Source organism: Oxobacter pfennigii, assembly GCF_001317355.1.
GTDB classification, from domain to species: domain Bacteria; phylum Bacillota; class Clostridia; order Clostridiales; family Oxobacteraceae; genus Oxobacter; species Oxobacter pfennigii.
Map to the genome: position 1 here is coordinate 91,411 of NZ_LKET01000021.1, position 24,110 is coordinate 115,520.

Genomic DNA, 24,110 nt, shown 5'->3' on the forward strand with positions numbered 1-24,110 from the left:
ACTATAGTTGCTATTACAGTAGTTACTAGTTTTTTGGAGGGTAATATTTTGAATAAACATTTTAAAATTCATCAAGGTCTTAAAGAAGGCACTTCATCTGCAATACCTCTTGTTATTGGATTCATACCCATCGCCATGACATTTGGAATATTAGCGAAGGCTACAGGAGTTACAATACTTGAATGCTTTATGTTTTCCGCCATGGTTTTTGCAGGTGCAAGCCAGTTTATGGCACTAAATCTTTTAGCCATAGGAGCTGGAATGGGAGAAATAATTTTAACAACTCTTTTGCTTAATTTCCGCCACTTTTTAATGGGGGCGTCCATTGCAGCCAGGCTGAATGACAGGATGAAAAGATGGATACCTTTTATTGCCTTTACATTGACGGACGAATCTTTTTCGGTTTTGTCATTTAAAGAAGGGGAAATTTCAAAAGAATTTATCCTGACATTGCAATATCTTTCATACGCCTCCTGGGTAGGCGGTTCGGTTCTAGGATATATGTTGGGAGAAGCCATCCCGCCTGATATAAGGGCAAGCATGGGAGTAGGATTATATGCCATGTTTGCAGCCATACTGGTGCCTCAGGCTAAAAAGAATAAAGAGGCTATGATTCTTGCCTGCATGTCTGCGGCTATTAATTTCATTTTCAGCCTTTTTAAGATATTTCCCAACGGATGGAGCATAATGGCATCTATTTGTTTGGTATCTTTAGCCGGGCTTTTCATTTTCAAGGAGGAAAAAAAGGAGGTTATAAATGCATATGAACAATAAAACAACTCTTCTTATTTTGGGCATGACAGCCGTGACCTTTATTCCAAGGCTTCTTCCTTTTATAATCATTTCATCAAAAAAGCTTCCTGAAAATATAAGGAGATTTCTTCTTTATATTCCTTATGCAGCTTTAGGAGCCCTTATAATACCAGGTGTTTTTACAGCGACACCATCTAAGTCCTATGCGGCAATAGTTGGAATGGTGTTTGCAGCTCTTTTTTCCTGGTATAAAGGGGGAATAATAATACCTGTATTAGGTTCCATGATTATAACTTATATAGTACTTTTGATATGAAATTGAATGCAGGGAGGTAAAAATATGGATGAAGAAATATTAATTGTTGAAGATATGAAAAAACTGGGTTTAAGTGAATATGAAGCCAGAGCCTATTTAAAGCTTCTTGAACAACACCCTGTTAATGGATATATACTAAGTAAAAACTCGGGCATTCCGAGATCCAGGATATACGAAATACTGGATAATCTTAAAAACAAGCAGATTGTATTTGAACAGATAGAAGGGGAAACAACTCTTTATTATCCCTTGGATCCCAAACTGTTGATAAATAAATTAAGAAGCAATTACGAAGATATACTGGATAATTTGGACGAATACACAAAAAGAGTTTACACTGAGGGGCAGTTAACGGGAAAGATGGTTATTATAAAGGGCAGAAATAAAATAATAGATTTTATAAACCTTTTAATTAAGAATGCGGAAAAGAGAATAGCCTTATCTATATGGGAAGAAGAGATAAACGATTTATCCGGTGCTATCGATGCTGCAATTAAAAGAGGGATTATGTTAAGGGGAATATATTTCGGAAAAACCAAAAGGTATAAAGACCTTGCAACCCATAGGAGACTTGAAAGATATTTGGATGAGAAAAAAGAGCGGTACATGACGGTTATAATAGATGAGAATCACGTTGTTTCAGGAATAATATCCAGAGGTGAAAACAGCCAGGTTACGTGGACTCAGGATGCAGGCTTCATTGGCCTAAGCGACGATTTTATTGCCCATGATATAGAGGTAAATGTATATTCCGACAGCCTGGATAAGGATAAGCAAAAAGAATACGAAGCCTTTTTGGACAATATAAGGAAGGACTATTATTCTTTTTCCGATGAAGAATTTAAAAAGTTCAAATAGTAGGCAAACAAACTTAAGGAACAAAAGACATACAGGCTTCATATTATATCTTGATAGCCTGTATTTTTCATTGAAAAAGTTATCGGGGTGGGAATTTATGAGTCATAGAAGGAGCAGAATGATAAAAACCATTTCTCCTTCGGAGGTCAAAAGAAGGCTTTCTTTTGATAAAGATATAACACTTGTAGATGTGAGGACTCCTCCTGAATATGTTGAAGGACATATACCGGGCAGTATATTGCTGCCCTTAGAAATGCTGGAGACGTTTGCCGAAGAAAAAATGCCTAATAAAAATGCAATCATAGTTGTTTACTGTGAACTGGGAAGGAAAAGCGCCGCAGCGGCATTTATGCTTCATAACTTAGGGTATAGAAATATATACAATATGGGAGGAATAATAGGCTGGCCTTATGAGACTGAAACGGGAATGTGAAGAGGGGATAAGAAAGCGCATGCTTTAAAAATAAAACATGCGCTTTTAATAATTTGTATAAACAGCCGGCTGGAATTAGACTCGATACGGCTTGCTATTGATTGACAATAATTATATAATGATACTAATACAAACGTCCGAATTAATGTAAAATTAAATAGTCGGAAGGGGTAAAAAATATGCATAAGTTTATAGATATGATTCTGTTTTTTTCTATTTACTCCTTTATGGGGTGGGCAATGGAGTCAATATTTGCAGTCATTAAAGAGAGGAAGTTTATAAACAGGGGCTTTTTAACAGGTTTTTTTTGTCCCATTTATGGGTTTGGAGCTGTTATAATTATCCAGTCCTCAAAATGGGTTTTTAGTATTTTCGGAAACCATTATGCCGGGCCTATGGTTAATATATTGCTTGCCGTGATTTTAGTTACTGTACTGGAATATATTACAGGGTTTCTTTTAGAAAGAATTTTTAACTGCAAATGGTGGGATTACAGCAGTGATGCCTTAAATTTTCATGGATACATCTGCCTCAAATATTCGCTTCTGTGGGGCTTGTTATCCTTTTTGCTTATGCAGGTTGTGCACCCTGTAATTTTAAGGACGGTTTCTTTAATACCGGCAAATGTAAAAAGCCATCTTGCCATATTTCTGCTTTTGTATTTTATGGCAGATACAGTTAAGTCCGTTGGGGACGCTCTGGATTTAAGGAACGTTATTTTAAATTACTCTAATATTTCCGTCAATGGCTATTATAAAAAAATTATTCGGTATAAGAGGCTTTTTCTTGCATTTCCCCGGTTGTTAATTTTAAATGCCGGCATTATAAACCTTGATATAAGGAGCATACTTAATGATAGAATGGATAAGCTCAAAGTTAAACTTAAAAGCAAATTTCTCCTTTAAAAGTGAACATAAAGAATGTATTCGCGACATCGTTCAACATGAGATGGTGGGAATGATGAAAAATTTTATACAGCATGGAGAGACAAACTGCCTTGAGCATAGTTTTTATGTATCCTATATCAGTTATCTGGTGTGTAAAAATATAGGGCTTGATTACCGCTCAGCCGCCAGAGGCGGATTGCTTCATGATTTTTTCCTCTATGACTGGCACGAAGAAAAACCTTATAGAGGGCTTCATGGACTTATTCATCCTAATATTGCATTGCAAAATGCAAACAAGTACTTCGATTTAAACGATAGGGAAAAGGATATCATACTGAAACATATGTGGCCTTTGACCATAAGACTGCCTAAGTACAAGGAGACCTTCGTCGTGCTGATGGCGGATAAATACTGTGCTTTCATGGAAACAATCAGCCTTAGCCGCTGTAAATATGTATATGAGCTAAGAAAGGAATTTTAATAGTCTATAAAGAAATATAGTAATTTACATGATTGGAAAAGTTTGACCATGCATATATTTTTAGTTATAATGCAATTGGACAGTTGTCCGAATTATATTGGAGGAATGTATTATGGTCAATGAACCAGAAAAGGTGAATCAAGCTCAAAAAATAATCAGCGCTGCTTTTAAATGCATATCCGTAAAAGGATATGCAAATGTTTCGCTAAGAGATATTGCAGATGAAGCGGGCGTGGTATTAAGCCAATTGAACTATTATTATAAAAATAAAGAAGGATTGTTTACGGAAATAATAAAAAGAATGGCCCAACAGTATTTGAGCGAAGTTGAAGAAATTTTGAAAAAGGGACAATCGGAAAAGGAAAGGATATCCAGCCTCATTGAATATTTTCAAAGATTGCTGAGAAAAAATCCCGAGCTTTTTAAGCTTCTTTTTGATTTAACCAGCATGGCTCTATGGTCGGCATCTTTAAAAGAACTTTTAAATGACTTTTTTAATAAAGTAGCTAATTTAATAGAGAAATATATTATCAGCGAGTTTTCCGTTAAAGAAAAATTCAAATACAGCTCTCCTGTGACACTATCCCGAATGATGCTGGGTGCTCTGTTCGGTACTTCCATACAAGTGATGCTGGCTGATGAAAAAGAGGATATGATTTATTCCTTATCAACAATGAAGGTACTCTTCGAATAAAAAGAATGTTGTTATTATGGCAATATGCACCATGCAGCATATTATATAGTATGATTTTTAAATTTAATGGAGGTAATGAATGTATCCTTATTTTAACGCCGGATATTACGGTCAATGCCCTGTTCTTTACAGGAATTTTGCATATCCATATGGTGCATATTATCGGAGCCTGCAAACAGGCAGAGAGCAGACTTTGGCCTTATGGGAAGAGTATCATGCAAAAATGAGAGCCTCAGAGGATTCAGACATTGAAGAAAAGAAGGGGAAAGATATTACAAGCGGATTAGGAAATGCAGGGCATTTTCTCCCTGCAGCTCTGAAAGCACATTTTATGAGAACAGCAGCCGAAGCGCCAGGATATGAGGAAAAACTTCAGCGATTAAATGCAAAAGATCCCAGAATTTTAGAAGAGCTTATGGACTTAGGAATGTCAGAGGAAGGTTCAAAAGCCTTTATACTTAAAATAATTAAAATTGCAAATAAGGAATAAAAATTTTTAAATTATTTAAAGCGCATGTACACCATGTGCTTTTTTGTATCCAGTAGCAACAGTGAATAATACAGCAGATGTATTGACAGTTATTGCATGCTATGATAAATTAAATAATTAGATATCTAAATAATTTGAGTGTGAAACTTTATATAAATTTAAATTATGAGGAGGTGAAGTATGAATACCTTTAAGGATGATACATTAGGTTCCATATTTTTTCAGGTCATGAGGCTTCATCACATAAGGAGCCACACATTAATGGGAATGCAAAAAATTCATAGAGGCCAGCCGCCTATACTTGGATTGCTGTGGGATAAGGACGGGCGAACACAAAAGGAAATAAGCGAAGAATTGCATCTTCAGCCGGCTACGGTTACGGTGATGCTTCAAAGGATGGAAAAATCGGGGCTTATCGAGAGAAGAAGCGATAGTGAAGACCTGCGAATTTCCCGCGTATACCTGACGGATAAGGGGAAACAGATTAAAGACAATGTGGAAGAGGCCATAAAAAGATTGGAAGACGAATGTTTTGATGGTTTCACCATCGAAGAAAAGCTGCTTTTAAGAAGATTTTTTATTCACATGAGAGACAATCTTTTAAAAGTATCCGAATATAAAGAGATATAATTTTTTTGTCGAAATAGTTAGTTGTCTAAACAATTAATAGAGGTGGTTTAATGCTTAAGCTGTTTAAATATTTAAAACCTTACTGGGTTATTGCTCTTTTAGCACCCCTTTTGATGTTTTTGGAGGTTGCCGTTGATCTTATGCAGCCTGCTCTTATGGCTGAAATAATAGACATTGGGGTTAAAAATCATGATTTATCCTTTATATTGAATACCAGTATAAAAATGATGCTGCTGACAATTGTCGGAGTGGTAGGAGGTATTGGATGTACTGTTGCATCCAGTATCGCAAGTCAGAATTTCGGGGCGGATTTAAGGCTGGATTTATTTAAAAAGGTACAGGGATATTCCTTTGCAAATCTTGATAAATTCAAGACTTCATCTCTCATAACCAGACTGACTAATGATGTTATGCAGATACAAATGATGGTATTGATGATGATGAGGGTAATGGTGCGTACTCCCCTTTTATGCATAGGAGGCATAGTTATGGCAGTGTCTCTTAATGCGAAACTGGCGTCTATTCTTTTAATAGCAATGCCGGTACTTATAATAGCTCTTTATGTAGTGCTGAAAAGAGGATTTCCTCTCTTTTCCCAAGTACAAAAAAAGCTGGATAAGGTTAATTCAGTCATTCAGGAAAACCTGTCTGGCATAAGAGTGGTAAAAGCCTATGTGAGGGCCGAAAGGGAAAAAGAAAGGTTTAAAGAAGCAAATGCGGATTTGAGAAATATTACTGTTATGGCTACTTCGAGGACTATGGTAACCATAATGCCTATAATGATGCTGACCATGAATTTAAGCATAATAGCTGTTTTGTGGTTTGGAGGAATGTTTGTCAATACGGGCTCTATGATGGTAGGGCAGATAATGGCATTTATAAATTATCTGACACAGATATTATTCTCGCTTTTAATGATAGCTTTCACTCTCATGATGTTCTCCCGTGCCAAAGCATCGGCTGACCGCTTAAATGAGGTATTGAATACGGAAATCGATATAACAGATAATCCGGATGCAGCAGATGCTGTTATAGAGAAGGGACGTGTGGAATTTAAAAACGTATCCTTTAAGTATGAGGGGGCGGGGGGAGCTCCCGTACTTCAGAACGTTTCCTTTGTTGCAGAACCCGGGGAAACCGTGGCTATTTTAGGCTCAACGGGAGCAGGAAAATCCACCTTGGTAAATTTGATTCCCCGCCTTTATGATGCAACTGAAGGAAGTGTTTTAGTAGATGGAATTGATGTAAAGGATAGGAAGATTGAAACCTTAAGGCAAGGTATAGGAATGGTGCTTCAGGATTCCATACTGTTCTCAGGCTCCATTAAGGACAATATAAAATGGGGGAAGGAGAATGCCACAGACGAGGAAATAATTGAGGCTTCAAAGGCTGCCCAGGCACATGATTATATTACGGGCTTTACAGAAGGTTATGAAACAGGATTGGGTCAAAGAGGGGTTAACCTATCAGGCGGGCAGAAGCAAAGGCTGGCTATCGCCAGGGCTTTGGTTAAAAAGCCTAAAATACTTATATTGGATGACAGCACCAGTGCTGTTGATATGGGTACCGAATCCAGAATTCAAAAGGCATTAAAGGAGCTAATTTCTGACACCACTTGCTTCATTATAGCCCAGCGCATAAGCTCCGTTATAGATGCAGATAAGATAGTAGTCTTAGAAGATGGCTGTGTTGAAGCTATTGGTACTCACGGCGAACTTCTGAAAAAGAGCAAGGTTTATCGGGATATATATAGATCTCAGCTTAGAGAAGATGAGGAGGTGGCGGTAAATGTCTGAGAAGAACAACGAGAGGCCAAAGGAACCAATGGCCAATAGGCCGCCTGTTATGAGGCCAGCAGGACGTCCCGGAGGATTCGGCGGAGGACCTCGAGGCGGCATGTTCATGGCAAAAGCCAAGGCCAAGGACATAAAAGGAACTCTTATAAGACTATGGGGGTACCTTTCCAGGAGGAAGAGAAAGCTTATCGGGGTATTTTCTCTGGTTATATTATCCTCCCTTTTGATGCTGACAGGGCCTATGCTAATCGGTATGGCCATTGATAATTATATAGTGCCGGGAGATTTTGATGGACTGCTTAGAATGATAATCATAATGATGGTTATATACGTATTCAGTGCTGCTGCCTCATGGCTTCAAAGCTATACCATGACAAGGGTTTCCCAGGACACGGTGGCAGATATAAGAAATGATGTGTTCAGCAGATTGCAGATTCTGCCTTTAAGGTTTTTCGACAGCAAGACTCATGGCGAGCTTATGAGCAGAGTTACCAATGACATTGAAAATATCAGCCATACTTTAAATCAAAGCACCACTCAGGTATTTTCAAGCGTGATTACAGTTATAGGAACTTTGGCTGCCATGCTGTGGTTAAGTCCTCTCCTTACTTTGCTGAGTTTAATCATAATACCATTTATGACTCTCACCACAGGGAAAATTGCCGGCAAGACGAGAAATTATTTTTCAGGACAGCAAGAAAGATTGGGTGAACTTAACGGATTTATTGAGGAGACCATTACAGGACAGAAGGCTGTTAAGTCCTTCACCCGTGAAAAGATGGTTATGAAGGATTTTGAAGAAGCAAGCATTAAGCTGAAAGAAGTGGGCACAAAAGCTCAGATATTCTCTGGCGTTATAGGACCGATTATGAATGTCATTAACAACTTTGGATTTGCCATATTGGCGGGAGCAGGCGGTTATCTTGCGGTCCAAGGTATAATTACAGTGGGCGTAATTGCCAGCTTTTTAAATTATTCCAGGCAGTTTATGAGACCTATTAACGAAATGGCTAACCAGTTTAACATGGTACAGTCTGCAATAGCAGGGGCTGAAAGGGTTTTTGAGGTAATGGATGAAAGCCCTGAGCTCTTAGATGAGGCAGATGCCTACACTTTAAAAGAGGTTAAGGGAAATGTGGCATTTGATGATGTGACCTTTGGTTACAATGAGGCTGAACCTGTATTGAAGGATATAAATATTACGGTAAAGCCGGGTCAGACCATAGCATTGGTTGGGCCTACAGGGGCCGGAAAAACTACCATAGTTAATTTGCTTACCCGTTTTTATGATATTGACAAGGGTGCTATTTTAATAGATGGCAGGGATATACGCACAATTAAAAGAGACAGCTTAAGGTCATCTTTAGGCATCGTGCTCCAGGATACCCATCTCTTCTCTGAGACCGTCAGAGAGAATATACGCTATGGGAGGCTTGATGCAACAGATGAGGAAGTGGAAGAGGCAGCAAGGCTTGCTAATGCCGAACACTTTATTTTAAGGCTTCCTGACGGATATGACACCCTCCTTACAGAGGATGGAGGGAACTTAAGCCAGGGGCAAAGGCAGCTTCTATCAATTGCAAGAGCCATTCTTTTAGATCCTGCCATATTGATACTGGATGAAGCAACAAGCAGCGTTGATACCCGGACCGAGCTTCACATTCAGGAAGCTATGCTCAACCTAATGAAAGGTCGTACCAGCTTTGTGATAGCCCATCGTTTGAGCACAATTAGGGATGCGGATATGATTCTGGTTATAAATGACGGCAGGATAATCGAAAAGGGAAGCCATGATGAGCTCTTAGAGCTGAAGGGCTTCTATCACAATCTGTATATGAATCAGTTTAGGCGCCAGGCCTCATAAGAGAGCGATAAATAAAAGTGTCAATCATTTGATTGGCACTTTTATTTATTTAAGGTAAAGCCTGTGACCAATAGAACTACTTGAAGTAAAATAAAGGCTGAACATAAACTTTCAGATGCAACTTAATATGGAATAGTGCATGATACCGCTTTAATTCCGCAACAAAGCGAAATCAAGTTGAAGTGGGATATATGTTTATATTATTATTCTAATAGAGTTAACTCTGATAATCATTCTACAAAAGGAGGCTTACTATTTTTGAAAATTAACATAGAACAATCAGATGCCTATACTGAGGTAGAAATAACAATAAAATGCAACAATATTGATGAAAGGCTTGAAAAGTTATTGTCAAGCTTGCGATTATACGGTTCAGCTATCAGCGGCAAGAAAGATGATAAGGTTTACTTTTTAAAGCCGGAAGATGTTTTTTACTTCGATACGGTGGACGAAAAGGTATTTATTTATACTTCGGACTGTGTTTATGAAACAGTCCTGAAACTATACGAGATCGAAGAACGCTTTTTCGGTACCAGTATAATTAGAGTGAATAAGTCCACGGTTTTAAATTTAATGAAAATTGATTACGTTTCACCCTTAATAAACGGCAGAATTCAGGCAGTACTTCAAAATGGCGAAAAGGCAATTATTTCACGGCAATATGTTCCTTACTTTAAAAACAAATTAGGTTTATAGGAGGTTTATATGAAAAAACAGATTATACAAAATTTCTTTCTTGGTTTAATGATAGCCTTTACTATCTCGGTAATAATATTATCGGCGATAATCGTAATTATTACCGATGATAGAATGATTCCGGTCACCTTGATTGGACAGTCTTTTATACTTTCAGTCCTTTGTTCTCTTATCAATCTGGTATATTGTTCAGAGAAGCTGAAATTTATTTGGCAGTCCCTTCTCGGCTATATTCTAACGACTTCTACCATAATCATTTGCGGATTGATTTTTGGCTGGTACGGTTATGGAGGAAATGGCTTTGAAAAAGGAAGCTTTGTTTTAGTGTCCTTTCTTATATATTCTTTATGCTATCTAATTACATGGATGATAATATGGTCCATAACAAAGGCAAAGAAAAAAGAGCTAAATGATAAACTTGAGGAGTATAAGCAAAGGCAATAATAAAAAGTCAATATACGATTAAAAAATGAACAAGAAAAAGCCTGAAACCATGAGTTGGAGCTGTTGCGTTTTAAACACTGCATTTACTATGTTCGAGTTCTGCAAGTTCTAAGGCTCCCTGCCTTGAAAATACAAGAATTTTTAAACTTCTCACGCTTAAACAATCTAAAATTCTAAGTATTTTCTGCGGCAGCGTCACCAAGAACTTTTAAAGAACTCTCACAATTCATTTACGTTGTTCAAAACGCAACAGCCCCAGCTTACAATGTACGTGTTATGTTTCTACCTTATAAATTCAGTTCTTATTTCCTCAATATCGGTATTTTCTAAATCGTCAACTACCATTATCAATGCCTGTATTCCATTATCCTTAAATATCCCGTAAATGCCCGACTCACTGAAATTATATTCAAAAGAGGTGAGGCTCTTTATTCCGGTAAAGGAGGTTACTGTATCTCCCGTACTGCCGCTTATTATTTTAAAAGAGCCGACATAATTATCAAATTGACTTAAATCAACAGAAATTTTAACGGGAATATCTTTATTTACAACCAATATTAAGGGGTCAAATTCATATCCGATACCTTTAATATCAACAGTTTGGTTATTACCAGACACTAAAGCTTTTTTTACAAGGCGCTCACTTTTAATCTGGCTTATATCATCTCCGTAAATGCTGGGTGCTGGCTGGGATTGGATATTTGATGAAGAGTCAATTGAGCTATCGGCATTTTTAATATCAACTGCCTCAAGGTCATCTACAACTCTTATAACTCCTCTTATCATTCCCATCCAGCAGCTGTAGTTTATATCATTATCCCCCGGAGTAAATTCGATTATATTTTCACCTTTTTTAATTTCTTTTTGTATCCTAAGTGAGGGGATGATTATTGCATTATTACAAGAGGTTATTTGCTGTCCTTCCACTGTCCACTTAACAGGGATGCCTTTTTGTACATATATTACCGCCGGTTCGTAGCCATAGTAGGTCGCAGCTGTTTTTACAACCTGAATACCATCCTTAAGTTCTGCTTTAGAAGCAGGAGTATTGGAATTCTGGTCTTGAGACTGTATGATTTGCAGAGGATTTATATTGACACCGGCCAGGGCTAGCCCTCGGTTTGACATTATAAAGCCCAATACTATAATCAGTATACCGCTGAATTTAAGAATTCTCTTAGAATATTCTTTGCTTAAAAATCCGGCCACAGCCCCAAAGAACAGCATTAAAGGTACCGTACCCAATGCAAATATAAACATGGATAATCCGCCTTTTATGAAACTTCCGGAACCCAGTGCGTAAAGCTGCATGGTCTGCAGCGGACCGCAGGGCATAAAGCCATTCAACAGGCCAACTATAAAAGGTGTATTTGCTTTATTTTTAAAAGAAAATGAAGTAAGCGGCAGTTTTATGCTGATTTTTCTAAACCAGCTGAAGCCGTACATGTTAAAGCCCATTATTATCATGAATACTCCGGCAAATATCATTATTCCGGCTTTAACAGCCGGGGAGACACTAAGTACCGAGCCTATGGCACCTACAACCATTCCTAATATGGTGTAGGAAATTACCCTGCCCGTATTATAAAGGAGAGCAGGCTTTAAAGCTTGAAATTTACTGCCGTTTATGAAGGCTGTATCCGAAGACGATAGAGTTTGCGAGAGCATTATTCCGCCGCACATGCCTACGCAATGTATGGAGGTTAAAAGGCCTACAACAAAAAGTATAAAAAATGTAGTATTTTCATTAAGCTTAGAGCTCATATCAAACCTGCCGGTATATTGGCTAAGAATAATAACAGCGGCAGCGATAATCAAGACCCCGAAAATCTTATCAATAGCGGAATCTTTGGTGCTGTATCCTGCCTTTTGTATTGCATTTTTAATCAGATTTATATCACAAAGATCAGCATCATATTCAACCCAGGCCTCTTCATCAGCATAATTCGCTTTAACGGAAACCACGCCGTCAAGCTTTTTTATTGCATTTTCTACCCGATTCTCGCAGGAGGTACAGGTCATATTATAAACTTTAATTACTTCTTTTTTCATAGACATGGAATCACCTCTGGTGCAGTATAAATTCTAAACATCTTTCCAGTTTAAAAACAGTTTTTTGTATTGTGCTAAAAATTCTTTTGAAATTACTATATTTGTACCATCGTCAGTCTTATCCTCTTTTAATATTGGAACAGGATTACAGCCACCTTGTATTTTTTCTATCTGGTCCAATCTAAATCTGTTTCCGCAATTCTGGCAAATCAAATCATTTCCTTGTTGTTTGTAATAGCCTCTTCCCGAGCTATAGCAAACCTGGCAGGTATTGAATGCCGTTCTTATGGTTCCATCGCTTGCCTTTACTGCGAAAACTTCCATAGAGATATCGTCTACCTTTACCGGATAAAACTTTGCTGTGCTTGTTATTTCACTTTTTAGTATTGTCACATCTCCAGCAGGTAAAACAGCTGTGTTTTGCGTATCGCCGGCTGTTTTGCCATTGCCTTGCAGTGCAAAAAATATTAACAAGACTGCAGCTAATACTCCTGCGCCCATAAAATATATAGAATTATTTTTTTTATTCTTATTGTATTTTTTTTTCACTTATATTCACCTCTGATATTTTTATGTACTGTTTATGAAATTTGCATGGCAAATTTCACATGGCTTTGAATCCTATAGAACTCACTCATTATATAATGAATTTTACTTGTAAAATCCATGTGAAATGATTCCAAGTGGCTGGGCCATTTGAAATCATTATATCAAGGTTTTATGAAGATTTTATGTAATTGAAAATAATATATGGTATTGAGCAAAAAGGCATTCTATTGTAATGATTTAGTGAAAATGATATCCTTAGGTAAATTATCAATTGCGAAGAGGTTTAATTCATGAGAGAGAAACGATCGAAAAATATTTTGATAATAGAAGATGAAATTATGGTTTCGGAGGTTTTATCGGCTTACCTTGAAAAGGAAGGCTATAGTGTATATTGCAGCAATAAAGGTATTGATGGCTTGAAGCTTTTTGAAGAAATTGATTTCAAGCTGGTTATATTGGACCTCATGCTTCCAGATATTGAAGGAGAAGAAATATGCAGAGCTATAAGAAAGATTTCTGATGTGTATATATTCATGCTGACAGCCAAGGGTACTTTAAATGACAGGGTGGAAGGACTCAACATGGGGGCTGATGAATATCTCGTCAAACCCTTCAGCCCGAGGGAGCTGACTGCCAGAGTCAATGCATTGTTCAGGAGAATCATAAATAATAAAGCTTCAGATATGTCAATAAAAAACGGTGACATTGAAATTAATCCTGAGGACAGGTCTGTGAAGGTAAAGGGTGATTATGTGCAGCTTACCCCTAATGAATTCGATATCCTTTATGTTTTGGCTTTAAACAAAGGCAAGGTGTTGACAAGGGAACAGCTTATACAGAAAGTCTTTGGACTGGAGTTTGAAGGCTACGACAGAACCATAGACGTCCATATAAAAAATATACGAAAAAAGATAGAAGAGGACAGCAGAAATCCGAAGTTCATAATAACCGTGACCAGAATAGGCTACAAATTTGGCGGTGATAATTGATGCAAAGCATTAAAAAGAGATTAAGTATAATACTGATTTTAAGCGCCGCCCTTGCTATACTGTTTTCCGCCTTGCTTGTGAATCACACCATAAATAGGACTTTCAATGAATATCTATCAGATAATCAGGCAAAGAGGGATGAAAGAATTATACACTATTTTGAGGAAGTTTATAAAAAGGATAAGAGATGGACATACAATTCGGGTATTGAGATAATGCACGAGGCATATATGAGCAATTACTGCCTTACCCTTTTTGATGCAGATAAAAAAGTAGTGTGGGGTATGGACCCGGGCGATGTAAGGATAAGCAGTCATTTTTATTACATGAGCAGGCAGAATGAAGGGATATATACTACCAATAATTACGAGATAAAGTTCGACGGAGAAACAGTGGGCTATATTGAAATCGGCCAGTATGCACCTGTATTGCTGTCTAAAGAGGACATGGAATTTAAGCTGGCTGTAAATAAAAGCATTGCATTAAGCGTTTTGATTACCATATTAATTGCAGGGCTGTTGAGCTTATTATTATCAAAGCAGTTTTCTAAACCATTGATCGAAGTTTCGGATACATCGGTTAAGCTGTCTAAAGGGAATTATGATGCCAGAAGCAGAGAGACAAGCAAAATTATTGAAATAAAAAATTTAAATGACAGTATCAATATTTTAGGTGAAAGGCTAAAAAGGCAGGATTCCATAAGAAAAAGGCTTATTTCGGATATATCTCATGAGATAAGGACTCCTCTGAACATATTGGAGAACAATTTAGAAGCCATGGCAGACGGCATAGTACCTGTGTCAAATGAAAGGCTCATGGCATTAAATGATGAAATAATAAGATTCGGAAGGTTACTGGATAATCTTAATATTTTAAAGGAGTTTGAGGCTGAAGAAGTTGAAATGAATATAATTAAAATTGCAATTGACAAGGTAATTGGTGCAGTCATAAAGGATTATGAAGAGGAACTTAGAAACAAAAATATAGAAGTAAGTTTTAACAGTGATGATGCAGAATATTTTGTAATGGGGGATGCGGATAAATTAAAACAGGTTTTTATAAACATTATTTCAAATGCTGTGAAATTTTCCAATGAAGGCGGGAAAATATGGATTGATTTGGATGATGACAAATCAAACATAATCATAAAAATAAAGGATAATGGCATAGGAATTGCCGAAAAGGACTTACCCTTTATTTTTGAAAGGCTGTATAGGGGAGATAAAAGCAGAAACAGTATAGAAGGAAGCGGTATCGGGTTGACCATAGTAAAGAGAATATTAATGCTTCACTCAGCTGATATCAGCATTGAAAGCCGGTATGGAGAAGGTACAGCTGTAACCGTTGTTTTTAATAAAGCTATATAAAAATACCAGGATATCTTTTGCGAAGGCTTACTTTAAAGAAGTTCACCTTCATATAATCTTCATATAATTTTATTATTATTGACATTAAGTAACAATGATTAAAAAGGAGAGAAGAATATGCGAAGGATATTAATATTGGCATTGGCATTAATATTGGCTGTATCAGCTGCAGCTTGCAATAAGCAGCAGTTAAGCGAGAAAGCTGAAGGGGGCTTAAAGGCCTTTGTAACCACAATAAAAACCTTTCCTGATAAAATAGGTTTTCATAAGGAATTGGAACATTGGGGATTTGAACTTCCAACGGGAGAAAAATTTGAATGGTCAAGGGATATGTCTGCAAACAAGGTGGACCTTGCTATGGTGATGCTTGCCGATCCATTCATAAGTGCGGGACTTGATGTAGAGAAACTAAATGCAGATGAATGGGTATTTATGCCTGCGGGGAATGAAGATGGCATGGATACGCCCAACCTCCTAGTCAAGCCTCATAATGTTAAGGATGAAGGAAGAAGTTCCAACGGTTACGAGGATGCAATGAGAAAACTATTGCTGGCTGATGAAAACCTTTTAACATACCACGGAGAAATGAAGCATTACAGGCTGAAGTTCAGTGAAGGCTTTGAAGTACGGTGGACTGAAGAATTGAGTTTGAATGATGAAGATTTTATATTCATATTAAAGGCAGAGCCATTGATTAATGCAGGTCTGGATATAACCAAGCTTGAAGGAAGCGGATGGGAATTCAGGGCTGCGGGACAGGATGCTTCAGAGATGGGAGATAATCCTGATCAATTGGTAAAAAAATATAAACTTTAATAATTTATATAATAAATCTGTTCGAAAGGTGAGAAGTTATGAAATCGGGCATGTTTAAAAAGATGGCATCGGGTATGGCTGTATGCTGTATATTGCCGGCAGTTATAGTAATGTTAGTTTCAGCCACCGGCATAGCTTCAGGAAACAGAATTATTGCAGCAGTAACTCCCTTTTTATGCCCTATTATGATGATGGGAATGATGTTCTTTATGGGGAAAGAGAAAAACAATAAAGGGCATTTATGCTGTAACGACAAAGAAAATACAGAAGAAAACATATGATTAAATATCGTTTTATTGGGGCTGTGTTATTAGTCCCTTCAGTGTGTTAAAGTGAGAACAATAGCGCCTCGTTTCCTAACTTATGCGGAGCGAGGTGCTTAATTTTATATTTATTTTAATATGCCCTCTTATTTAAGACGATCACCGTATTTTGGGCAAATCTTCATTCGCAAGGAACCTCTTGGCAAATATTCACTGCATTTTGGACATCTCAAAGACAGAAAGTTACAAATAGCAAAGGATAAAAACACTATTATACTAAAGGTAACAGAAGCTTGTGGTAACCAGCCGTTTGCTAACATATGGAAACCGGGTAATAAAATTAAACCAATTTCAAGCACAATAAATCTGACCAAACCCCTTGTATTTGGCTTCATAAAAGGATTATCCCCTTTATGCCTCATGATACTATGCCCAATAAACTATGTCAAAAGGCAGCTCTTCATAAAATCTTCATAACTTTTTTGTATAATAATTATCAATGTGGTATTATGTGGGATTTAAAATATATGGTTAAATAACTCTTAATTTTCGTATATTGGGGGTGCCGTAATGGCGAATAAAAAAATCATGAACTATAAATTAATAGGTGTGGCCGCAATAAGTCTTGTGATAATTTTAACGTGATGTACAAATCAAAAGGCAGATGAAAATAAAAATCCTGGCAGCACTTCATCCAATAATGGCATTGCAGCAAGCCGGCCTGTGCAGCCAACTATAAGCCCCGGCTCAGCACAGCTTACTCAAATCAATACACAGCAAACCATAATTAGAGAGAGTATTTATGGGAAGAATTTAAGTACCGTACCCTCTGAGAGGCTGATTAAAAAAGCAGATATAAAGGATGATTCTTATAATTATACATTTAAAGGTATAGGATATGAATTTGAGCCATTAATAGTAATAGTCAGCAAGGATATGAAGGTCACAATTGATTTTGATCTTACAGGATTGGATACTCCGGAGGCAATATTCTTTATAACATCAATTGATTCCGGGAGGAAACTGACTTCTTTTGAAGGGAAAAAAGACGTTATAAAGTATGAAAATATATTCAGCGAAAGTGGTGGTTACACCATATATAAAGGCGGCTATATTATCGGAGCCATTGAAGTTGTGGATGATATAGAAAATGCTGATATTGAAGGAATAAAAAGCAAGTACTTAAGCACAATCAATTTGGATCCTGCAAATTGCCATTAAAATAAATTAAAAGGTAGTTTAATCTTTTAAAAAAAGAGAAAAAACTGCCCTTTTTATATTGAATAAATATTCGCATATATTGTATAATAATAAAAAAGAGATTTGGAGATGAATTTTGTGGGAAATATAAAATGCTTTCAGTGCGGATATTTTAATACCGACAAGTGCTGCAGCAGATATAACATCTCTGTAGATAAAGAAAATATATGCGTAGACAGTGATGAATCACCTGATAAAGATAAATAAACATAAAAATAAAGAGCCTAAGAGCTCTTTTTAGTTTTGAATGTTTTATACTGAAATTTAGAAAATAAATGTAAAATTAATTAAAAACACAAATAGCCTTATAAAGGCTATTTCCGTAAATATATATATAAAAAAAGAAGGAGGATCTTTTAATTAATATAATACTATTATTGGTAAAAAAAACAATTAAGAAATAGTTAATAAAAAGTGAATTAAATGTGAACATTTTTTAATAAACACGAAAGAATAGTTCAATAATTTTTTTACAATCTTATATGCGTTTAAAAATTAAAGGACGGTACAAAATCAAATGATGATGTACCGTCCGATGTATTTAACAGAACGAAGTTGTTTGGTTTGTATTTCTATTATTGTTGTTGGAGAGAAAGGCAAAAATCAAAAATATCAGTATGATCCATATCCACCAGGATCCGAATCCATACCCAGGATATCCGCCATATCCAAATCCCGGATAACCTCCAAAACCATAGCCTGCTCCTCCGATAGGGCTGTTATAATATCCATATCCTCCAAAACCATTAGGCATATTATCACCTTCCATTTTAATGGCATTAAGTGCTGATTTATATTTTTTCCTGATTCATACTATGCCATATTTGACAGTATGTTACATCAAAAAACGCAAATAGCCTTTAAAAGGCTATTTCCATATAATTTTATTTAGTGAGGAGGAGCTCATGTATATATCATATAAAATATATGTGAACTGCATATTAAGAAATATTAAAATTGGTATTAACAAAGTTTGAAGATATTATGAATGTATTAACTTACTCCCTATACCATTTACTCAGATAAAAAAGATATGGTAATATTAATTTGCATACGAAATATTTGATTCAAAATATAAGTATACAAAATTTATGCAACTGCTGTTCGGAGGTCAGAATATGGAGGCGGCAAATGGAAAAATTGTAATAGATCTTATGAGGCAGGTTAGTGCAAAATTTGAAAAAAACTTAAGGCAGCATTTCAATGACTGCAACCTTACCGTCCCTCAGATGAATGTTATATCCCTATTAAGCCGGTATGGAGAGATGAGGATAAGTGACATAAGCGGAAAAATGGGGCTTACAAATGGAACCACATCAGGAATTATAGATCGCTTAGAGCGAATTGAGCTTGTCAAAAGAGTAAGGTTGGAAGAGGACAGACGGGTTGTCAAGGTTGTCCTCATAAAGGGTGTGGATAGTTTAAATACCGATTATGATTCAAGATTGTGCGATTGCCTGGATAAAATGTTTGGAAAAGTTACCAGAGAAGAATTACAAACCATTGTCAAAGGACTTAACATACTGAATGATATTCTTGACGATAAGAGATAATCGTAAATATAGGAAAGGGGAAAATATATGAATCCAATTAAAAAAAATTTGATATATTATCTTGGACTCGCATTAAGCATTACAATTATGATTAATTTAGCCTTATCCATAATGTCCCAATCCACTGTGGAGGAAATAGAATATGGGAAATTTATGACCATGCGTGAAAACAAGGAAATAGAAGAAGTGATAATAAAGCCCGACAGGCTCACTATAACGCCTAAATCCGGAAGCGGCGCAGAAAAAAAGGTTTATTACACCGGAAATATAAACGAGCCTGATTTGGTTGACAAGCTTTATGAAGCAGGCGCTAAATTTTATACACCGGTAAATAACATGAATTCACCAATAGTCAATTTTATTATTTCATGGATATTGCCAATAGGCCTATTTTATTTCTTAAGTTCCCAGCTTACAAAATCCTACACCAAAAAGATGGGGGGCGGCGCCATGTCCTTTGGAAAGAGCACTGCTAAGGTTTATGTCGAGAAAAGCACTGGCGTAAATTTCAATGACGTGGCAGGCCAGGAGGAAGCAAAAGAGTCTTTAAATGAAATAGTGGATTTTTTGCATAAGCCATCAAAATATATAAGAATTGGCGCAAAGCTTCCTAAAGGCGCTCTTCTTGTAGGGCCTCCGGGGACAGGCAAGACCCTCCTTGCAAAGGCAGTGGCCGGAGAAGCTAATGTGCCTTTCTTCTCTCTCTCGGGCTCTGATTTTGTTGAGATGTTTGTTGGAGTAGGGGCTTCCAGGGTAAGGGACTTATTTAAGCAGGCAGAGCAGCATGCACCCTGTATAATCTTCATAGATGAAATAGATGCCATAGGCAAAAGCAGGGACGGAGGCATAGGCGGAAATGATGAAAGGGAACAGACCTTAAACCAGCTCCTTGCTGAGATGGACGGCTTTGATTCTTCAAAAGGAGTTGTAATACTTGCAGCCACAAACAGGCCGGAAGTGCTGGATAAAGCATTATTAAGACCGGGACGTTTTGACCGCAGGGTAATAGTTGACAAGCCGGACCTTAAAGGAAGGGAATCCATTTTAAAGGTCCATGTAAAGAATGTAATTTTGGATGAAGGTGTTAATCTTGATGATATAGCACTAGCTACGGCAGGTGCAGTAGGGGCAGATCTTGCAAACATTGTAAATGAGGCAGCTCTCCGTGCTGTAAGGATGGGGAGAGAAAAGGTGAGCCAGGAAGATCTCTATGAAGCCGTAGAAACTATAATCGCAGGCAAGGAGAAAAAGGACAGAATTTTAACACCCAAGGAAAAGAGGCTGGTAGCCTTCCATGAAGTAGGACATGCACTGGCAGCAGCTCTTCAAAAGCAGACCCAGCCTGTTCATAAGATTACCATTGTGCCCAGGACTATGGGTGCATTAGGATATACAATGCAGCTTCCCGAAGAGGAGAAATACCTCATGTCAAAGGATGAAATATTGGAACAAATAGTGGTTTTGCTGGCCGGAAGGGCAGCCGAAGAAGTGGAATTCAACACTGCCACCACTGGTGCAGCCAATGATATTGAGCGGGCTACCCAGATGGCAAGGTATATGGTATCGGTATACGGAATGTCCGAAAGGTTTGGAATGATAAGCATGGAATCCGCACAAAACAGATATTTAGACGGAAGGCCGGTGCAGCATTGTGCTAATGAAACAGCGGCGGATATTGATAAGGAAGTTCAAAGCATCCTAAAAAGCTGCCATGAAAAAGCCGTCAATCTTTTAAGGGACAATTTGGAAGCCTTAAGAAAAATATCCGAGTTTCTTTATGAGAAAGAAACTATAATGGGTCAGCAATTGATGGATATATTGAATTCCGTAAAGGGTGAACAGAGGGCAGAAGCAGCTGCGGCAAAAGAAAATTAATTGTTCAATTGGGATAACATAAAGCATATAATTTGAATATTATATTAGGTAACCATTTGTGACTTTTAAGGAGGCCGTTTTGAGACTTAAAGAAGTATCGGATTTAATAGGAGCAGATTATGTAAAAAACAAAGGGGAAGGTGTCAGAATAGCCGTTTTTGATACCGGCTTCACCCCCCATGGGGCAGTTAAAAACGTGGTGACGGGAGTGAATTTCACCAATGATAATGACGGAAACAGAGAGGATTATACGGACGGGCATTCCCACGGCACACATATAACAGGCATAATCTCTTATCTCGTACCTGAATCTGAAATATATATATGCAAAATCCTCAATAACAATATGATGGGTTTATCCTTCAGAATATGTGATGCCATTGATTATTGCATTGAAAATAATATAAAAATCATCAATATGTCCTTTGTGACAACCGTGGATTCAAAACTCACCAGAGATTATATTAAAAAGGCAATTGACAATGATATAATGATTGTTGCCGCTGCAGGCAATTCCGAGGACATTGCTTACCCTGCCTCCTATGACAAGGTGGTAAGCGTGGGAGTGTGGAACCCCTATGGAAGATATAAGGAAAATCAAAGTCGGGAAGTGGATATAATCGCTCCTGGAATTTCAATAATGAGCTGCAGCATACACGGAGGATATATAGCAAAGAGCGGTTCGTCCCAGGCAGCACCTATTGTAACGGCAGCGGCCGGCAAGCTCCTTTGCGAGAGCAAAGAAATGAGCCGGGATGAATTGTATGAAAGATTAATGGAATGCCGACGGTTCAGATTTATAAGGTCAAGATATGGCGGAATAATCGATCTTTCAAAAAACACAAGAGCTCAATCCGTATTTTAGGATTGAGCTTCTTTTAATCTGTATGAAAGCTTTGTATTTCTCTCCTCTATTTTGTTGTTGGATACTGCCATGCCAACTGCTTTCTTCGTACCCACGAGAACGAAAATTTTTTTAGCCCTGGTTACGCATGTATATAGAAGGTTTCTTTGAAGCATCATATAATGCTGCATGGTAAAAGGGGATACCACTATTTTGTATTCGCTCCCCTGGCTTTTATGAACAGTGGTTGCATAGGCAAGAACCAATTCATCCAGCTCAGTGGCATCATATAGAACATCCGTATTATCAAAGCGTATAAGGAGGGTTTTATCCTCGGTATCTATGGAGGTAATTATACCTATGTCCCCGTTGAATACTCCCTTGTCATAATTGTTTTTAATCTGCATGACTTTGTCATTGAGCCTGTATTCATATCCCCCGTATTTTATGAAATCCACGGATTTGTTCAATGCCTCCTGTAATGCAGTGTTTAAGCTAAAGGCACCGGTTTCACCTCTTTGCATAGGGCAAAGTACCTGTATATCATTGACCGGGTCAACATTATAATACTTGGAAAGCCTCGATGCGCACAGGTCCTTTATTAAACCTACGATTTTTTCAGGGGATTCCTCTTCTATAAAGAAGAAATCGCTGTTTTTTCCCCCCTTAAGGTCAGGAAATTCCCCCTTGTTTATTTTGTGGGCATTGGTTATGATGTCACTGCCCTGAGCCTGGCGAAATATCCGATTTAAATGAACTACATTTACAATCCCTGATGAAATAATATCACGAAGCACGTTTCCGGCCCCTACGGAGGGCAGCTGGTCTATATCACCTACCAGTATTACAATTGTGCGGTTCGATATGGCTTTTAAAAGATTGTACATTAAAATAATATCCACCATGGAGGTTTCATCTATTATTAGTACATCGCAATCAAGGGGGTTATCAGTATTTTTCTTATAGCCTTCAGGTGGTTTGTATTCCAGAAGGCGGTGGATGGTCTTTGACTCCATACCGGTGGCTTCGGACATTCTTTTTGCAGCCCTGCCTGTGGGCGCTGCCAGCATTATATTGGCTCTTAGCTTCTGAAAAACTCTTATTATGGCAAGAGTTGTAGTCGTCTTACCGGTGCCCGGCCCCCCTGTAAGCACCATGAACTTTGATTTTGCTGCCGTCTTTATGGCTTCTATCTGTATTTTATCGTATCTTATATCGCATTCCTTCTGAACCTTCTCTATAATATCGTCCGGGTCTGCAATTTTTAAATTGCTGATTGATGACAGTATTTCCTTTATCCTTTTTGCGGTTCCTGTTTCGCTGAAATAAAAGGGTGGAAGGTATATAGAATCATTATCTACAACTACAGTTTCATCTTCTATCATTTTGTCTATGGTTGAATTCAATAATTCATAATCAAGCTCAAGTATTTTAATGGTTTCCTTTATAAGCTGTTCTCTAATGGCATAGCAGTGTCCGCTGTTTGACAGCTCATTTAATACATATATTAGCCCTGAGCGGCATCTCTCATAGGAATTTTTGTCAAAGCCCAGCTTTTCGGCTATTTTATCCGCAGTTCTAAAACCTATTCCCCATATGTCATCTGCCAGCCTGTAAGGGTTGGATTTTACAATATTTATGCTGTCATTTCCGTAGGTTTTATATATTTTAACAGCATAGCCTGTGGAAACGCCGTTGCCCTGCAGAAACAGCATGACGTTTTTTATTTCCTTCTGCTCCTGCCATGCCTTTTTTATCATGGAGACTCTTTTTGAGCCAATACCTTCTACTTCTATTAGCCTGTCCGGTTCCTCATCTATAACCCTTATGGTGTCTTCCTTAAACTGATTCACAATTCTTCTGGCATTAACAGGGCCTATACCTTTTATAAGTCCGCTGCCTAAATATTTTTCAATTCCTGCTATGGTAGCAGGAACAGTCTCTGTGTATTCAAATGCATTGAATTGTTTTCCGTATTTGCTGTCCTGACGCCAGTCTCCTTTTAACTTAATGGATGAACCAACATTAATCGACGCTAAATTTCCTACTACGGTAACAAGGTCAGGAAAGCCTGAAGCCTTTATTTTGATTACATAAAATCCGTTTTCTTCATTGGCATAAGTTATTCTTTCTACCACTCCGCTTAAGTATTCCATGAGCTTCCTCCCTATAAGCAGCACCCATACCTGGCACACATAAT

25 protein-coding genes are annotated in these 24,110 nt (G+C 37.5%); 22 read left to right on the forward strand and 3 right to left on the reverse strand.

The features are described from left to right. Nucleotides 1-48 precede the first annotated feature (48 nt). From OXPF_RS03545 to OXPF_RS03605, 13 genes are all read left to right on the forward strand, one after another. Entirely contained in the window at nucleotides 49-774 is a 726-nt protein-coding gene (locus tag OXPF_RS03545) for an AzlC family ABC transporter permease (RefSeq protein ID WP_054873828.1), read from the forward strand. Beyond that, complete coding sequence (locus tag OXPF_RS03550) at nucleotides 764-1,069, forward strand: AzlD domain-containing protein (protein ID WP_054873829.1); 306 nt, start codon at nucleotides 764-766, stop codon at nucleotides 1,067-1,069. The genes OXPF_RS03545 and OXPF_RS03550 overlap by 11 nt, the downstream gene beginning before the upstream one ends. Nucleotides 1,070-1,093: 24 nt before the next feature. After that, nucleotides 1,094-1,927, forward strand: a complete 834-nt coding sequence (locus OXPF_RS03555; protein WP_054873830.1) for a TrmB family transcriptional regulator — start codon at nucleotides 1,094-1,096, stop codon at nucleotides 1,925-1,927. Between the two features lie 97 nt (nucleotides 1,928-2,024). Beyond that, nucleotides 2,025-2,360 carry a rhodanese-like domain-containing protein gene (locus OXPF_RS03560; protein ID WP_054873831.1) on the forward strand — a complete coding sequence of 112 codons (336 nt, stop codon included), beginning with the start codon at nucleotides 2,025-2,027 and terminating at the stop codon, nucleotides 2,358-2,360. 179 nt (nucleotides 2,361-2,539) lie between these two features. Beyond that, nucleotides 2,540-3,265 (forward strand): putative ABC transporter permease, encoded by a 726-nt coding sequence (locus OXPF_RS03565; protein WP_054873832.1) that lies wholly within the window; start codon nucleotides 2,540-2,542, stop codon nucleotides 3,263-3,265. After that, on the forward strand, nucleotides 3,213-3,728 hold the full coding sequence (locus OXPF_RS03570; RefSeq protein ID WP_054873833.1) for an HD domain-containing protein: 516 nt from the start codon (nucleotides 3,213-3,215) through the stop codon (nucleotides 3,726-3,728). The genes OXPF_RS03565 and OXPF_RS03570 overlap by 53 nt, the downstream gene beginning before the upstream one ends. A 112-nt stretch (nucleotides 3,729-3,840) precedes the next feature. Beyond that, nucleotides 3,841-4,422 (forward strand): TetR/AcrR family transcriptional regulator, encoded by a 582-nt coding sequence (locus tag OXPF_RS03575; protein WP_054873834.1) that lies wholly within the window; start codon nucleotides 3,841-3,843, stop codon nucleotides 4,420-4,422. Between the two features lie 79 nt (nucleotides 4,423-4,501). After that, on the forward strand, nucleotides 4,502-4,912 hold the full coding sequence (locus OXPF_RS03580) for a hypothetical protein (protein WP_054873835.1): 411 nt from the start codon (nucleotides 4,502-4,504) through the stop codon (nucleotides 4,910-4,912). A 180-nt stretch (nucleotides 4,913-5,092) separates the two neighbouring features. After that, on the forward strand, nucleotides 5,093-5,542 hold the full coding sequence (locus OXPF_RS03585) for a MarR family winged helix-turn-helix transcriptional regulator (protein WP_054873836.1): 450 nt from the start codon (nucleotides 5,093-5,095) through the stop codon (nucleotides 5,540-5,542). Nucleotides 5,543-5,592: 50 nt separating this feature from the next. Beyond that, nucleotides 5,593-7,338, forward strand: a complete 1,746-nt coding sequence (locus OXPF_RS03590; RefSeq protein WP_054873837.1) for an ABC transporter ATP-binding protein — start codon at nucleotides 5,593-5,595, stop codon at nucleotides 7,336-7,338. Further along, nucleotides 7,331-9,202, forward strand: a complete 1,872-nt coding sequence (locus OXPF_RS03595) for an ABC transporter ATP-binding protein (RefSeq protein ID WP_054873838.1) — start codon at nucleotides 7,331-7,333, stop codon at nucleotides 9,200-9,202. The genes OXPF_RS03590 and OXPF_RS03595 overlap by 8 nt, the downstream gene beginning before the upstream one ends. Before the next feature lie 258 nt (nucleotides 9,203-9,460). Further along, entirely contained in the window at nucleotides 9,461-9,898 is a 438-nt protein-coding gene (locus tag OXPF_RS03600) for a LytTR family DNA-binding domain-containing protein (protein WP_054873839.1), read from the forward strand. Between the two features lie 9 nt (nucleotides 9,899-9,907). Further along, nucleotides 9,908-10,342 carry a DUF3021 family protein gene (locus OXPF_RS03605; RefSeq protein WP_054873840.1) on the forward strand — a complete coding sequence of 145 codons (435 nt, stop codon included), beginning with the start codon at nucleotides 9,908-9,910 and terminating at the stop codon, nucleotides 10,340-10,342. Between the two features lie 282 nt (nucleotides 10,343-10,624). Here OXPF_RS03605 and OXPF_RS03610 read toward each other — a convergent pair whose 3' ends face one another. Both OXPF_RS03610 and OXPF_RS03615 read right to left on the reverse strand, forming a co-directional pair. After that, a complete protein-coding gene (locus OXPF_RS03610; protein WP_054873841.1) occupies nucleotides 10,625-12,400 on the reverse strand; it encodes an urease accessory protein UreH domain-containing protein in 1,776 nt (591 codons plus the stop codon). A gap of 27 nt (nucleotides 12,401-12,427) precedes the next feature. Further along, the gene (locus OXPF_RS03615) at nucleotides 12,428-12,943 is read right to left on the reverse strand and encodes a DUF2318 domain-containing protein (protein ID WP_054873842.1); all 516 of its coding nucleotides are present in this window, start codon (nucleotides 12,941-12,943) and stop codon (nucleotides 12,428-12,430) included. Nucleotides 12,944-13,233: 290 nt separating this feature from the next. Between OXPF_RS03615 and OXPF_RS03620 the strand changes: the two genes are divergently transcribed. The 9 genes from OXPF_RS03620 to OXPF_RS03660 all read left to right on the forward strand — a co-directional run bounded on the left by OXPF_RS03620 (nucleotide 13,234) and on the right by OXPF_RS03660 (nucleotide 21,931). After that, on the forward strand, nucleotides 13,234-13,932 hold the full coding sequence (locus OXPF_RS03620; RefSeq protein WP_054873843.1) for a response regulator transcription factor: 699 nt from the start codon (nucleotides 13,234-13,236) through the stop codon (nucleotides 13,930-13,932). Continuing rightward, the gene (locus tag OXPF_RS03625) at nucleotides 13,932-15,299 is read left to right on the forward strand and encodes a sensor histidine kinase (RefSeq protein ID WP_054873844.1); all 1,368 of its coding nucleotides are present in this window, start codon (nucleotides 13,932-13,934) and stop codon (nucleotides 15,297-15,299) included. The genes OXPF_RS03620 and OXPF_RS03625 overlap by 1 nt, the downstream gene beginning before the upstream one ends. 117 nt (nucleotides 15,300-15,416) lie before the next feature. Further along, nucleotides 15,417-16,115 (forward strand): hypothetical protein, encoded by a 699-nt coding sequence (locus tag OXPF_RS03630; RefSeq protein ID WP_054873845.1) that lies wholly within the window; start codon nucleotides 15,417-15,419, stop codon nucleotides 16,113-16,115. Between the two features lie 38 nt (nucleotides 16,116-16,153). After that, nucleotides 16,154-16,396, forward strand: coding sequence for a hypothetical protein (locus tag OXPF_RS03635; protein ID WP_054873846.1), 243 nt, complete (start codon nucleotides 16,154-16,156; stop codon nucleotides 16,394-16,396). Between the two features lie 705 nt (nucleotides 16,397-17,101). Further along, nucleotides 17,102-17,599, forward strand: coding sequence for a hypothetical protein (locus tag OXPF_RS03645; RefSeq protein ID WP_054873848.1), 498 nt, complete (start codon nucleotides 17,102-17,104; stop codon nucleotides 17,597-17,599). Nucleotides 17,600-17,716: 117 nt separating this feature from the next. Next, nucleotides 17,717-17,845 carry a hypothetical protein gene (locus OXPF_RS23300; protein WP_278308339.1) on the forward strand — a complete coding sequence of 43 codons (129 nt, stop codon included), beginning with the start codon at nucleotides 17,717-17,719 and terminating at the stop codon, nucleotides 17,843-17,845. A 911-nt stretch (nucleotides 17,846-18,756) separates the two neighbouring features. Further along, nucleotides 18,757-19,191: a MarR family winged helix-turn-helix transcriptional regulator gene (locus OXPF_RS03650; RefSeq protein ID WP_054873849.1), complete on the forward strand. Its 435-nt coding sequence runs from the start codon at nucleotides 18,757-18,759 to the stop codon at nucleotides 19,189-19,191. Nucleotides 19,192-19,218: 27 nt separating this feature from the next. Then, nucleotides 19,219-21,066: an ATP-dependent zinc metalloprotease FtsH gene (gene ftsH / locus OXPF_RS03655; protein ID WP_054873850.1), complete on the forward strand. Its 1,848-nt coding sequence runs from the start codon at nucleotides 19,219-19,221 to the stop codon at nucleotides 21,064-21,066. Nucleotides 21,067-21,145: 79 nt separating this feature from the next. After that, nucleotides 21,146-21,931 (forward strand): S8 family serine peptidase, encoded by a 786-nt coding sequence (locus OXPF_RS03660; RefSeq protein WP_054873851.1) that lies wholly within the window; start codon nucleotides 21,146-21,148, stop codon nucleotides 21,929-21,931. Here OXPF_RS03660 and recD2 read toward each other — a convergent pair. Then, nucleotides 21,928-24,066, reverse strand: coding sequence for an SF1B family DNA helicase RecD2 (gene recD2, locus OXPF_RS03665; protein ID WP_054873852.1), 2,139 nt, complete (start codon nucleotides 24,064-24,066; stop codon nucleotides 21,928-21,930). The genes OXPF_RS03660 and recD2 overlap by 4 nt on opposite strands. Between the last annotated feature and the right edge of the window lie 44 nt (nucleotides 24,067-24,110).

Excerpts from the sequence above, each read along its gene's own strand:
- OXPF_RS03555 (WP_054873830.1), top strand. The coding sequence starts at position 1,094 with ATGGATGAAGAAATATTAATTGTTGAAGATATGAAAAAACTGGGTTTA.
- OXPF_RS03625 (WP_054873844.1), top strand. The coding sequence starts at position 13,932 with ATGCAAAGCATTAAAAAGAGATTAAGTATAATACTGATTTTAAGCGCC.
- recD2 (WP_054873852.1), bottom strand. The coding sequence starts at position 24,066 with ATGGAATACTTAAGCGGAGTGGTAGAAAGAATAACTTATGCCAATGAA.
- OXPF_RS03595 (WP_054873838.1), top strand. The coding sequence starts at position 7,331 with ATGTCTGAGAAGAACAACGAGAGGCCAAAGGAACCAATGGCCAATAGG.
- OXPF_RS03560 (WP_054873831.1), top strand. The coding sequence starts at position 2,025 with ATGAGTCATAGAAGGAGCAGAATGATAAAAACCATTTCTCCTTCGGAG.
- OXPF_RS03550 (WP_054873829.1), top strand. The coding sequence starts at position 764 with ATGAACAATAAAACAACTCTTCTTATTTTGGGCATGACAGCCGTGACC.
- OXPF_RS03585 (WP_054873836.1), top strand. The coding sequence starts at position 5,093 with ATGAATACCTTTAAGGATGATACATTAGGTTCCATATTTTTTCAGGTC.
- ftsH (WP_054873850.1), top strand. The coding sequence starts at position 19,219 with ATGAATCCAATTAAAAAAAATTTGATATATTATCTTGGACTCGCATTA.
- OXPF_RS03620 (WP_054873843.1), top strand. The coding sequence starts at position 13,234 with ATGAGAGAGAAACGATCGAAAAATATTTTGATAATAGAAGATGAAATT.
- OXPF_RS03610 (WP_054873841.1), bottom strand. The coding sequence starts at position 12,400 with ATGTCTATGAAAAAAGAAGTAATTAAAGTTTATAATATGACCTGTACC.
- OXPF_RS03630 (WP_054873845.1), top strand. The coding sequence starts at position 15,417 with ATGCGAAGGATATTAATATTGGCATTGGCATTAATATTGGCTGTATCA.
- OXPF_RS03605 (WP_054873840.1), top strand. The coding sequence starts at position 9,908 with ATGAAAAAACAGATTATACAAAATTTCTTTCTTGGTTTAATGATAGCC.
- OXPF_RS03650 (WP_054873849.1), top strand. The coding sequence starts at position 18,757 with ATGGAGGCGGCAAATGGAAAAATTGTAATAGATCTTATGAGGCAGGTT.
- OXPF_RS03590 (WP_054873837.1), top strand. The coding sequence starts at position 5,593 with ATGCTTAAGCTGTTTAAATATTTAAAACCTTACTGGGTTATTGCTCTT.
- OXPF_RS03565 (WP_054873832.1), top strand. The coding sequence starts at position 2,540 with ATGCATAAGTTTATAGATATGATTCTGTTTTTTTCTATTTACTCCTTT.
- OXPF_RS03580 (WP_054873835.1), top strand. The coding sequence starts at position 4,502 with ATGTATCCTTATTTTAACGCCGGATATTACGGTCAATGCCCTGTTCTT.
- OXPF_RS03575 (WP_054873834.1), top strand. The coding sequence starts at position 3,841 with ATGGTCAATGAACCAGAAAAGGTGAATCAAGCTCAAAAAATAATCAGC.
- OXPF_RS03570 (WP_054873833.1), top strand. The coding sequence starts at position 3,213 with ATGATAGAATGGATAAGCTCAAAGTTAAACTTAAAAGCAAATTTCTCC.
- OXPF_RS03635 (WP_054873846.1), top strand. The coding sequence starts at position 16,154 with ATGAAATCGGGCATGTTTAAAAAGATGGCATCGGGTATGGCTGTATGC.